Origin of the sequence: Paraburkholderia pallida (assembly GCF_004524855.1) — a bacterium.
In the GTDB taxonomy this organism is placed as follows: Bacteria; Pseudomonadota; Gammaproteobacteria; order Burkholderiales; family Burkholderiaceae; genus Paraburkholderia; species Paraburkholderia oxyphila.
Window position 1 is genome coordinate 1,071,226 of record NZ_CP038150.1, and the last position, 12,006, is coordinate 1,083,231.

Sequence of the window (12,006 nt, forward strand, 5' to 3'; positions counted from 1 at the left end):
ATGGTCGTCATTTTGCGTTCCGGAACACACGATGCCAAAGCGTAGCCGTTCTCGAGCGCGTCGGCTGGGTATCATGCAATCGTCAATCAAGGAGGCTTGCTTTTCGGATGTGATCGGCCAGTAGTCCGGGAATGCTTACCTGTGGGTAGTGTTTGCACGGGAGGAGGCCGATATCGAGGCCGGCTCGTTGAGCAAGTTGCACGTTGCCAAAGAAGAGACGAACCTCAAACAGACCACCGATAGTCCAGGTAATGGGTTTCCCGGCCAGGGTCCCGGGATCATATGGCTCGTGCTTTGGGCCTGCGACGTAACGACGTATCCACGTTGGATAGTTTCTCGCAAGGCGTTGATGAAAGTGTTCTCCAATTGCTCTCCATGCCGCTGGATCTTCGTTCATCATATTCTCGAACAGGCTCGCGCAGGTTGCAGCGATCCCCGAGTCATCCATTGCAGCAAGTTTGACGATCTCCGCGTCTCTATCATCCCCTGGAAGCGCTGCCTCGTGAACAACTGCACGGCGCACAAATTTCGGGTACACAGAAACCAGATCAAGTGCAGCAAGACCCGCTGAGCTGCACCCATAGATCACAGCATCCTCTATCGCCAGCGCAGAAAGAAGATTTGCCACCTGGTGGCCTAGAGACACCATCGAAACATCGACATTCACGCCCGCTACACTCCGAGAAAATCCAGGCGTGTCAAATGTAGTCACTGTGAAGTCGCTCGCCAGATTTTCGGCGACTTTATCGAAGGATCCGCAATCCCCCTCTCCCGAGGGAATGAGCACAACATGCGGTCCATTGCCCCGACGCTCGACGTACCAGACGATTTCACCTCGCGCGCCCTCCGTCCGGAGTGTGTCACAGGTAACTTTCTTCATAGCTGCAAGGTCTCCTTAATATTTGATTCGCTCTCGAACCACGCTTCCATTAACATGCCGCGTCTGCCGAAATCCGGCGCCAAGATACGCGCGCCGTTTTCTGCCAAAATTCACGTCGATCCTGCGGCCACGTCATTCCGATTTGCGGATTAAAGTACAACGTCGAAACTCACATCCGGTCCGACAGGCACAATTCCGTTCGGGTTCAGCCACGGATGACTACCGTAGTAATGACCCTTGATGTGCTTGAAGTCGATCGTAGGTCGAATTTTTGGGTGCCTGGCCAAAAGGTGAGTGTGTGCCCACAAGCGGGGATAGTCCCTGAGTGGCCGACGGTTACATTTGAAGTGACCAAAATAAACAGCATCGAAACGAACTAGCGTTGTGAAAAGCCGAATGTCTGCCTCTGTCAACGCGTCGCCAGCCACGTATTCCCGGTCCTGAAGCCGTGTTTCGAGCCAATCCAGAGTTTCAAAAACCTCAGCGACAGCCATCTCGTAGGCGTTCTGCTGCGTGGCAAATCCGGCTCGATATACACCGTTATTAAGGCCTTCATACACGCGCGCGTTTATCGCATCGATCTCTTCCCGCAAGGCCATCGGATAGTAGTCGCCCGGCAGCGCTCCGAGATTATCAAACGCACTATTAAACATACGCATGATCTCGGACGATTCGTTCGACACGATCGTCCCTTCGACCTTATCCCAAAGGACTGGCACACTCACGCGCGACGTGCAATCTGGATCGGCCAAGGTATAAAGTTCGTGAAGCCTGGTGGCATTGTTGACGATGTCCGGGACGACGCCGATCCCGGACTCGAAAGTCCAGCCATCAGCCCCCATGTGCCAGTGAGCCACCGAAAGGCCAATCATATTCTCAAGACCTTTCAGGTTCCGCATGACCAGGGCGCGATGAGCCCACGGGCACGCGAGCGACACGTAGAGGTGGTATCGATCCGCCGCCGCCTGAAAGCCTCTTTCGTTGCCGCGTGATGAACCATCCGGCGTGACCCAGCGCCTGAAAACCGATGGCTTTCGTTGCAGGGTCCCATTGGAAAGTGCGGTTTCGATGCCGGTCCGGTGCCACTGTCCGTCGATTAGCTCACCCATGTCTCGTCCCTCTGTTCGCACTTCTGCGAATGATTGGAGCGACTTCGGTTCCCAGGAGCTCGATCGAGCGCAGCATGCTCTCGCTTTCGAGCGACGCGGAACTCATCTGAAACGTCAGTCGCGAAATGCCACCAAGTGCATGGCTGGCATGCAATACCTTGGCCGCCACGGTCTCAGGATCGCCCACAAGAAGTGGGCCATTTCGCCCACACATTGCCTCGAACTGAGCGCGCGTTGTCGGCGGCCAACCACGCTCGCGCCCAAGTTCGGTGAACATATACGACCACCCCGGAAAGAAGGCGTTTTTTGCGGCTTCCGTCGTTTCCCCCACAAAGCCGATAGCGTGGATGCCAACCTTCAGGGCAGCCGGGGAATGTCCTGCCTGAATTCCGGCTTGGCGATAAAGGTCAATGAGCGGCCGAAAGCGCCTGAAGTCACCACCAATGACGGCCACCATAAGCGGGAGCCCGAGCATACCGGCACGCACAAATGATTGCGGCGTGCCCCCGGCCCCCATCCATATCGGCAAACGAGGTTGGTGTGGACGCGGGAATACTCCGACTCCATCAAGCGCCGGACGGAATCGCCCCGTCCATTTCACATGCGTGGATTCCTGCAACTTCAGAAGCAGTTCCAGTTTCTCGCCAAACAACGCGTCGTAATCCTCAAGCTGGAAGCCGAAGAGCGGATAGGCTTCAACGAATGACCCTCTACCGACCGTGATTTCCGCGCGCCCCCTGGAAATGAGATCGATCGTTGCGAACTCCTGGAAGACCCGGACAGGATCGCTGGCGCCCAACACAGTAACCGCGCTGGCGAGGCGAATGTTCCTGGTTCTTGCTGCCGCGGCAGCGAGAATTACAGCCGGGGCAGCGTCAAGGAATTCCTTACGGTGATGCTCTCCGATACCAAAGATATCGAGTCCCACGCGATCCGCCGCTTCCACCTCCTCAATCAGCGCTTCCATCCGATCGGCTGGGGACGGTTGGCGTTCCCCGCCGGCCTCGGGAAAAATTGCCGCGAAACTATCGATGCCGATTTCCATTGCTGCTCGCTTTACAGATGTTATGCACGCTGCGCGGTGCGATCAAAAAACCTATGAACGGCCACGGCTGTCCCACAGCGGCGAAATTATGAGAATTTCTGTGCATTGGCTGGGCCTTCGTGGTTGAGGGATAACCATCAAGCCATGATTGCCGCAATCTCGGCGCGCGCCCGGGTTATAGCGACGTCTCTACTTCCTGAACCGAACGCGAGTCCCTCAACTCTCACAAACGTTACGTTATGCAGCCCGAGGAATGACAACACATCTTGCAGGTAACTTTCGTGGTGTTCGAATGCGGCAGTTGGAGATCCAGATTGATAGTTGTTGCAGCGCGTCAAAGCAACGATAATGCTTTTGCCGGGGGGGAGAAGCGCCTTGAGTTTTCCGGTCTCGCTGTACTCAAAAGTCCGGCCACGCACCAGAATGCGATCAATCCACGCCTTCAAGTGCGGCGATACACTGAAATTGTGCATCGGCGTGCCGATCACGACGATATCTGCTTCGGATACCTCATCAACGTGTGCATTCCCGGTATCGGACTGTGTAGCAAGCTGCGGTTGCCCTATGTCCTGCCCCTGCCGCGCCGCGAGGTATGCACCGGATAGATGCAGAGCCGGGTCATTCGCAAGATCGCGGTACCGCACCCGGATGCCCGGATACAGCACGGATTGGCGTTCAACGATCTCCGAGGAAAGAATACGGCTGGCAGAAAAGGCGCCAAGATTACTGGAATCGAGATGCAAGAGTTTCATTGCAACGGCCTCAGCGGATGCTTATTCGATGGCGATGCGTCAAGAGCGAGAAAACCATCAACTCGCGGTAACGGTAATGTCGCATGCTTGTGCCGCTACTGAATAGCCGGTATTTTTCGATAGCTTTCATCGGTCAAGCGGATAGAGCTATCGCGCCAATGCCGACTGGGAAAGACATCTCACTCTGAAGGACCGAACACCAGGGCCGGTATGTCGTGCGGTGGCCCAAGGATTACGCGCGGCGGCCGCCTTCGATCAGTAAGCGCGTCGCGCAACGATCGCGCAGGCTGGAAGCGGCCTGCTTCATGCGTCACGCGCTGAGTTCTGCAACCGTTCAGCTGCTATCGATGCTGCGTCGTTGGATCGGGAAGGTGGTCAACGACGCGACGCGCGAGGTCGAATCAATTGCATTGGATCCCAATGGGAGACTCCGCGAATTCGCATCAGCTGTGAAAACGGTCGCACTTGACGCAGCGTTGCCCGATACTCCGGCACGCGTGCATTGGAAGTCGACGCTGTTGCCTTCCCTGGGTCCAGCCTTGACGGACGTGCGAGGCTATGGCGCGCCGGAGGTGGCCACGACCTCCACCCGCGTGCTGGCGTTGTGTGAGCAGACCGCTCGGTGGCTCGCCAACAGGGCGCGAGATCGCTGGAATTGCGCGCGGCGTTAAGCCTGGCCCGGATGTGGCAGTGCGAGGGCAAAATCACGGAGGCCCAGGCGGATGAGGTGCCGTGCCATAGCGGCTCGAAGAACGCGGACCGCGCTGTCATGGACATAGGCATATTCCTCACGCGCGTTGAAGCCACGCAAACCGGTCTGCCCCTTTCTTTTCGCGAGTCGAGGCGAACCGATACGAAATGCTGCACCGCAATCCAGGAGACCCTGCTACCCGGATATTGCGGCGCAGCGAACACGCGCCTCGATAACGCCTCAAAAAACCGCTGTCGCCCGGTAAAACGCCCATCGCGCACCCATGCTGCGCGCGCTCGCGCACAAGCCATACACGCTTGTATTTGGCAGACGGGCAGAAATTCGCCAATAATTGCCGAACCTCCACTACTGGACGATGGCGATCATGGATTACAGTCCCGAAGCCATCCGCACAGTCGCGCTTGTCGGCCACGCCGGTTGCGGCAAGACCTCGCTCGCCGAAGCGCTGCTGCATCAGGGCGGCGCGCTGCACGCACCCGGCAGCGTGAGCCGCGGCACCGCCCTGTGCGATTTCGACCCGCTCGAGCGCAAGTACCATCACTCGCTCAGTTCCGCGGTCGCGCATGTCGACTACCAGGACACGCGCATTTATCTGCTCGATACGCCGGGCTACCCCGACTTCGCGGGCATGTCGATCAGCGCGCTGGAAGCCGTGGAAACGGCGGCCATCGTGATCGACGCGCGCACCGGCATCGAAATGACCACCAGCCGCATGATGGCCTGGGCGCAGCAGCGCAAGCTGTGCCGCATGATCGTCGTGAACGGCATCGACGGCGAAAAGGTCGATCTTCCCGGCCTGCTCGCGCAGATCCAGGAGATGTTCGGCAAGCAGTGCCTGCCCATCAATCTGCCCGCGAAGGGCGGCACCGATGTGGTGGACTGCTTCTTCAATCCTGCGGGCGAGGCCGATTTTTATTCGGTGGAGGCGGCGCACAATGCGCTCGTCGACCAGGTCATCGAATTGGACCCCGAATTAATGGAGCTGTATCTGGAGCAGGGTGAAGCCATCCGCCCGGAGCAGCTGCACGAGCCCTTCGAGCGCGCGCTGCGCGAGGGGCATCTGGTGCCCGTCTGCTTCGCATCGGCGGCAACGGGAGCGGGCATTACGCAATTGCTCGACGTGTTCGTGCGGCTCTTGCCCAATGTCACCGAAGGCAACCCGCCGCTCTTCTATCGCGAGACCGAGGGCAAGGCCACGCCCGTGCGCGCGGAGCCGGACCCCAACAAGCACGTGCTCGCGCACGTCTTCAAGATCGTGGTGGACCCGTACATCGGCAAGGTGGCCGTGTTCCGCATCCATCAGGGCACGGTCTCGCGCGACAGCCAGCTCTATATCGGCAACGGGCGCCAGCCGTTCAAGGTCGCGCATCTGTTGATGCTGCAGGGCAAGGACCACACGGAGATCCTGCGCGCCGGCCCCGGCAATATCTGCGCGGTGGCGAAAGCCGACGACATCAGCTTCGACGACGTGCTGCACGACGCCCCCGAGGACGGCAATATCCACCTCACCCCGTGCGAGTTTCCCAATCCGATCTATGGCCTCGCCATCGAGCCGGCGCGGCGCGGCAACGAGCAGCGCCTCTGGGAAGTGCTGCAAAAGCTCGCCGCCGAGGACCCGTGTCTCCTGATCGAGCATCCCGTGGGCACCAACGAGACCGTCGTGCACGGGCTGGGCGAGCTGCATCTGCGCTATATGCTCGAGCGGCTCACCGACCAGCACAAGCTCGAAGTCATCACGCGGCCGCCCACCATCGCGTGGCGCGAGACCATCGGCGGCAAGGCGGAAGGCCATTGCCGCCACAAGAAGCAGACGGGCGGCGCGGGCCAGTTCGGCGAAGTCATGCTGCGCGTGGAGCCGCTGCCGCGCGGCGCGGGATTCGAGTTCGTCGATGCGGTCAAGGGCGGCGCGATCCCCTCGCAATTCATTCCCGCCGTCGAGAAAGGCATTCAGCAGGTGATCGAAAGCGGGCCGCTCGCGGGCTTCCCGATGCAGGACGTGCGCGTGATCGTGTACGACGGCAAGAGCCATCCGGTCGACTCGAAGGAAGTGGCGTTCGTCACGGCCGGGCGCAAGGCCTTCATCGATGCGGTGCTCAAGGCGCAGCCCATCGTGCTCGAACCGATCGTCGACATCGAGGTGATGACGCCCGAAGCGGCCATGGGCGACATCATCGGCGACCTCTCCTCGCGGCGCGGCCAGGTGCACGGCACGCGCACGGCGAGCGGCAACGCGATGGTGATTGCGGGCAAGGTGCCGCTCGCCGAGCTCAACGACTACCAGTCGCGCCTGAATTCCCTGGCGGGCGGGCACGGCAACTACAGCATCCAGCTAAGCCACTACGATCCCGTGCCGCCCGCGCAGCAGGACAAGCTCGCGGCCCAGCACCGGGCGCGCGGCGAAAGCGCGGAATAAGTCTCGCGGGCGGGGTGCTGCGGATGCGTTCGCTTTCCCGCCGCGCGCGATCAGAACGCCATCGTGGCCGTCGCTTGCACGGTCGCCGTGCTCTTGAGGCGATTGGTGCTGGCGAGGGTGGGCACCCAGCGCAGGCTCGCGGAAAGCGGATGCTTGCCGTTGATCTTCGTGTCGTAGGTGATGATCGGGCCCATGGCGAAATCGCGCCCGACAAAGCCATCGAGCTTGTCCGCGGTCGGGCCGCTGTCGTTGCCGAGCTGTTGAACCGTGCCCATCACGAGGCCCACGCCAAAGCCATTGGCGAACTTCTTGAGGCCCATGACATCGAGCGTCAGCAACGGCGCGTTCTGGTAATCGGTTGCGGAATTGCGCGTATAGAACTGAAGCCCAAGCACGGCGTCGAATTCGAGCCCGTATTTGGGCACGAGCTTCGTGTACGCAACCTGCGGCACGAAGGTCCAGTTATTCAGGCTGGCGTTGGCGAGATCATGGGGATTGTATTGGCCCGTGGGCGCCCAGAAGTTGAAGCTCAACGCAATGTGGTCGGTCTGGCTGAAATGGTAGCCGGCGACGATCGGCGTGAAATACATGTCATAGAGGTTCGAGACCCGGTCGCTCGTGGAGCTCGTCACGCGCCCCACGGAGAAGGTGCCTGTGACCTCTTCCCACACATAGGGCAGCGTGAAGGCCGACGCAAAATCCCAGCCGCCGATGCCACCCCAGACGTGCTCGACCGTTGCAAGCGTGAGCGCGAGCTTGCCTTCGGCGCCAAGCGACGCTTTACCGGCAATCGGCACGCTGCGGCTCGCGCCGATCGACCCGTCGAGATAAACCTGTTGCAGGCTGACGATAGTCATCGGGTCCGGCGGCACGATGCCGATGCCCGATAGCACACTCGTGCCGGCCACGGGCCGCCCGAGCGCGCCCTCCGTCGCCCCGGCCACACCCGGCCCGAACACGAAGGCGGCAGCGAGGCTGGTGGCGGCGTAAACCTTGAGGCAGTTTCCAACGCGCTTCGGACTGGTCATAGGTGCGTTTATTCTTGAGAAGAGCAACTTATTTATTAAGGGTTTTTATTTCGCCCGGCTGAAACTGCGGCAATTATTAGACAATGAAAGCCATAGTTTTTCAAACAAAACAGTCATTAAGCATAAATTCGAGATTATTTGACGGAGCCGTCGGGATGTGCCGGAAGGACAGGGCGGTCGTTATTCGTGTGTGCGAAACCCGCTAAAAGAATGAGCAGGGATATAAGACTTTCCGCGGCCAATCGCATCGCCGAATACGGCGCTCAGAGCGGTTTGTGGCATTGACCTAAAACCAACCTGCCTGGCCACCCTGGCAGGTATCGATCGAACCCAGCGAGCCCCTACTCTTCTGCCACTAGATTATTCCCCGCCGCTGCCGGGGCTCGATCGTCGCCATCGCAAGCCCCGCCGCAGCGAACGCGCACGCGGCGGAGACGAGCGCGACGGCGCGCAGCGCGTCGGTGATGGCATCGGCTTGCGCGCGCGCCACGGCTGTCTGGCGCGGCGTGTGGGCGGCGCCCGATGCCGTCCCGGCCTGCTCATCCGGCTCCAGCAACGGCGCCGTCTGGCGAGCGTCCTGCGGCACGTGCAGCGCGTCGAGGCGCGCCGCTAGCGACGCCTGGTGCGACCACACGAACACGATGCCGAGCACCGCGATCGCCAGCAGGCTCGCCACGCGAGCAACCGCGTTGTTGATGCCGGACGCGACGCCTGTGCGCTCGCCCGGCACGGAGCCCATCACGGTCGTGGTCAGCGGCGCGACGGTGATCGTCATGCCGAGCCCGAGCACGGTGAGCGCCGGGAAGAATCCGCTCCAATAGCTGCCGCGCGCGAGCGGCAGCGCCAGCAGCGCGAAGCCGATTCCGGCGACCGCCGGGCCCACCGTTAGCAGCGCGCGCGAACCGAAGCGGCTTGTCAGGCCGCCGGTAAAGCGCGAGAGCAACCCGATAATGACGGGCACGGGCAGCAGCGCCCCACCCGCTTCGGTTGCGGTGTACCCATGCGCGCGGATCAGCGTGAACGGCAGGAAAAAGAACGCCCCGCCGAGGCCGAAATAAAGCAGCAGCGTAACGAGATTAGCGCCCGTGAAATCGCGCGAGTGGAACACGTCGAGCGGCACCATCGGGTTGCGGCTATGCGCTTCGATCATCACGAATACGGCGAGCACGAGCACGCCGGCGCCGATCGCACCCAGGACGAACGGATGCGCGAAGCCGCGCGCCGACGCCTCGGTCAGGCCGAAGGTGAGCGCCGCGAGCCCCGCTGCCGCGCTCAGCGCGCCGGGCCAGTCGAGCTGTTCGGGCGCATCGGGCTTGTGGCTGTTGGGCACCGACGCGATGGCGAGCGCGATCGTCACCGCTGCGAGCGGGACGTTCAGGAAGAAGATGGCGCGCCACGACAACGCGTCGACGAGCCAGCCGCCCGCCACCGGCCCCACCGCCGACGTGATCGCCCCCACGCCCGCCCAGGTGCCGATCGCGCGGCCGCGCGTCTCATCGTCGAACACCGCGCCGATGATCGCGAGACTGCTGGGCACGAGCATTGCCGCGCCGATGCCCTGCACCGCACGCGCGCCGATCAGCGCCCCCGCATTCGGCGCGAACCCGCAAGCGGCGGACGCGAGCGTAAAGAGCGCGATGCCCGCGATGAACACCGTGCGGCGGCCCAGCTTGTCGCCCATCGATCCGCCAACGAGCACGAGCGAGCCGAGAAACAGCAGATACGCGTTGACGACCCACTGCATGGCTGCGACGCTCGCGCCGAGCTCGCTCTGAATGGACGGCAGCGCGACATTGACGACCGAGCCGTCGATGAACGCCATGCTCGAGCCGAGGATCGTCGCGGCGAGCGCGAGACGCCTGCGCCGGCATGGGCGATCGACCGCGGTGGGCTGCGTGCGGATGACGAGCGCGTCGCATGGGCTCGCCTGCGCGCCAACGACGTGCGCGGCCTTCGGCTCGCTATCGGGAAGATCCGGGTTGGCCAAGTTCGCTCCGCCACGGATGGAAATCGACGTTACGGTGCTCAGTCGATCGGTGGACAGTCGATATTAAACAGGGAGTTGCATGGATTGGCCAGCTTTCAAGCGGATTTCAGCCATCATGCAGATACAGTGGGCTTTATTTGTTGCCGTCCGCAGATACGGTATCGTGAGCGCCTGCGCCGTTGCACAGCCCCCACGATCTCCATCGAAGATGTCCCAGACGATCCCACTCCATAGCGATCCTGCTTTCTATCAGCTCCTTGCCGACAGCTACGCGCGCCTGCTTGGCCGTCCGCTGGTGCCGCAGGCCATGCCTCTCGCCGAATCGACCGAATGGCTCTATGAGCATGCTCCGTTCGCGGTACTCGCGCACAACACCGATCCCGACCCGGTCTTCATTTACGGCAACAAAGCTGCGCAGCGCCGCTTCGGATATAGCTGGGATGAAATCACCCGACTGCCCTCCCGGCTCTCGGCCGAGGCGCCGGATCGCGAGGAGCGGCGGCAATTTCTCGCCCGCGTGCAGCGGCTCGGCTACGAGGCGGGCTACAAGGGCGTGCGTATCACGAAGTCGGGTCAGCGCTTCATGATCGAGGAAGCCACGCTGTGGCAGCTCCTTGACGCGGGCGGCACACTGCACGGCCAGGCCGTTGTCATCCCGCGCACGCGCGAACTCTGAGCCGTTCACCGGAACGCGCGCCACACCGCGAACGCGTTACCGTTGCGGGACGCCGTCGCGCCACTCGCCCCAATGCTTGACGATGTCCTGCACGAGCGGATTGCCCGCAAGGAACAGATTGTCGATCGCGATCGTGAAGCCGCCCTGCGACGCGTAGTTGAGCAGATTATCGGCGCTCGACTGGCCCGCGTACGGCCGGTCGAAGTCCGAGCCGGCGCGCAGCACCGCGACGCGGTTCAGGTCGACGCGATGCGCGCTCGCGGCGCGCGTGAGCGCCTCGAAGGTGGCGTTGTCTTCCTGCTGCGTGGTGCAATAGGTGCCCTTGCCGTCGGTCATGATCTTGGTCCATTGGCGCGCGCGCTCGCCGATGTCGGTGCCCGACCACCAGGTGTCGCCGGCCAGGGTATCGCACTGGATCACGGTTGGAGGACGATTCGCGGGCGCGTAGTTGTATTTGGCGCGGGCCGCCTGCGCCTGGGCGTTGTCGCTCAGCGTTACGTTGCGCGAGAGCGCGAAGGCCGCGTTCGACAGCGCCGGATTGAGCTGGAACACTTCGGTGCGGTAGTCGAGCGGCGGCTTTTGGGTCGGGCCCGTCGTATTGATGCCGAGATAGCCGGTGTTCCAGCCCGGTGGAATTTCGCGGCCGTCGATTTCCCACTGGATGCCGAAGTCGACGAGCCAGTTTGCCCAGGCGGCGGAACCGACGGTGCCTTGAAGCGGGTCGATGCCGGCGATGCCTGCCACCATGAAGTAGGTATGGCGCAGGTCGAAGCGCGGTGAGAATGTGAGCGCCATGATCGATGCGGCGGCATTCGCGTGGCCCATGCCGGTTGTCATCACGCAGATGTCCTGGCGGTTGCAGTGGACAGTTGGGTAGTCAGGGGACAAGCCCGCTACGGTGATGTCCTGCCATGGGCCCAGGTGGTCGAGCCAGACCTGGCCCTCCGGGCCGAACATCGAAATGATCATCACTTTGATTGGACGGCCGTGGGGTGTGGCTTCGTCTTGTGCGAAGGTGTCTGTCGCATGCGTTAGCGCTGGGGCAAGAGCTGTGCCCGCCGTCAGCAATGATGAAATCATTATGCGAATTGCACGATTTGGCATGAGAGGGTCCGCCTTTCATGTGAATGTGTTTGGGGATTGTAGTGGGTGGTCGCTATTTTTGCGTGCCGCTCGTGCTTTGGACTTAACTTGTTTTCATGGTGACCCATGCTTTGGCCTTAACTTGTTTTCGCGGCGGGCCGCAGGCGTTGCCCCTGTGCGGGGCGGCACCTACTTTTCTTTGCAGCCGCAAAGAAAAGTAGGCAAAAGAAAGCGGCTCACACCGCCAGTGTGACGCAGTCCCCCACTGCCCTGTATATCGGAGCGGCTCCGGAGCATCCGTCTCCTCGCACACTCCGCCTT

General features: G+C 61.7%; 9 protein-coding genes and 1 pseudogene. 3 read left to right on the plus strand and 7 right to left on the minus strand.

Going from position 1 to position 12,006, the window contains the following annotated elements; all coding sequences use genetic code 11:
* Positions 1-82: 82 nt before the first annotated feature.
* The 4 genes from E1956_RS31345 to E1956_RS31360 form a co-directional block, all read right to left on the minus strand.
* Positions 83-880, minus strand: a complete 798-nt coding sequence (locus E1956_RS31345; RefSeq protein WP_134756548.1) for an alpha/beta fold hydrolase — start codon at positions 878-880, stop codon at positions 83-85.
* A 149-nt stretch (positions 881-1,029) separates the two neighbouring features.
* A complete protein-coding gene (locus E1956_RS31350) occupies positions 1,030-1,989 on the minus strand; it encodes a glutathione S-transferase family protein (protein WP_134756550.1) in 960 nt (319 codons plus the stop codon).
* Positions 1,982-3,034, minus strand: coding sequence for an Atu2307/SP_0267 family LLM class monooxygenase (locus tag E1956_RS31355; protein WP_134756552.1), 1,053 nt, complete (start codon positions 3,032-3,034; stop codon positions 1,982-1,984). Before E1956_RS31355 ends, E1956_RS31350 begins: the two co-directional genes overlap by 8 nt.
* A gap of 137 nt (positions 3,035-3,171) precedes the next feature.
* A complete protein-coding gene (locus E1956_RS31360; RefSeq protein ID WP_134756554.1) occupies positions 3,172-3,786 on the minus strand; it encodes an FMN-dependent NADH-azoreductase in 615 nt (204 codons plus the stop codon).
* Between the two features lie 218 nt (positions 3,787-4,004).
* Between E1956_RS31360 and E1956_RS47055 the strand changes: the two are divergent.
* Positions 4,005-4,265 (plus strand): annotated as a pseudogene (locus E1956_RS47055) (hypothetical protein); the annotation flags it as partial.
* A 597-nt stretch (positions 4,266-4,862) separates the two neighbouring features.
* Entirely contained in the window at positions 4,863-6,911 is a 2,049-nt protein-coding gene (fusA, locus tag E1956_RS31370; protein WP_134756558.1) for an elongation factor G, read from the plus strand.
* Between the two features lie 50 nt (positions 6,912-6,961).
* Here fusA and E1956_RS31375 read toward each other — a convergent pair whose 3' ends face one another.
* Positions 6,962-7,939, minus strand: coding sequence for a SphA family protein (locus E1956_RS31375; RefSeq protein ID WP_134756560.1), 978 nt, complete (start codon positions 7,937-7,939; stop codon positions 6,962-6,964).
* 355 nt (positions 7,940-8,294) lie between these two features.
* Complete coding sequence (locus E1956_RS31380; RefSeq protein ID WP_134756562.1) at positions 8,295-9,926, minus strand: MFS transporter; 1,632 nt, start codon at positions 9,924-9,926, stop codon at positions 8,295-8,297.
* A 208-nt stretch (positions 9,927-10,134) separates the two neighbouring features.
* Here E1956_RS31380 and E1956_RS31385 point away from each other — a divergent pair, with 208 nt between their 5' ends.
* The gene (locus E1956_RS31385) at positions 10,135-10,602 is read left to right on the plus strand and encodes an MEKHLA domain-containing protein (protein ID WP_134756564.1); all 468 of its coding nucleotides are present in this window, start codon (positions 10,135-10,137) and stop codon (positions 10,600-10,602) included.
* Between the two features lie 36 nt (positions 10,603-10,638).
* On the opposite strand, the gene E1956_RS31390 is transcribed toward E1956_RS31385, so the two are convergent.
* Positions 10,639-11,706 carry a purine-nucleoside phosphorylase gene (locus tag E1956_RS31390; RefSeq protein WP_134756566.1) on the minus strand — a complete coding sequence of 356 codons (1,068 nt, stop codon included), beginning with the start codon at positions 11,704-11,706 and terminating at the stop codon, positions 10,639-10,641.
* Positions 11,707-12,006 lie beyond the last annotated feature (300 nt).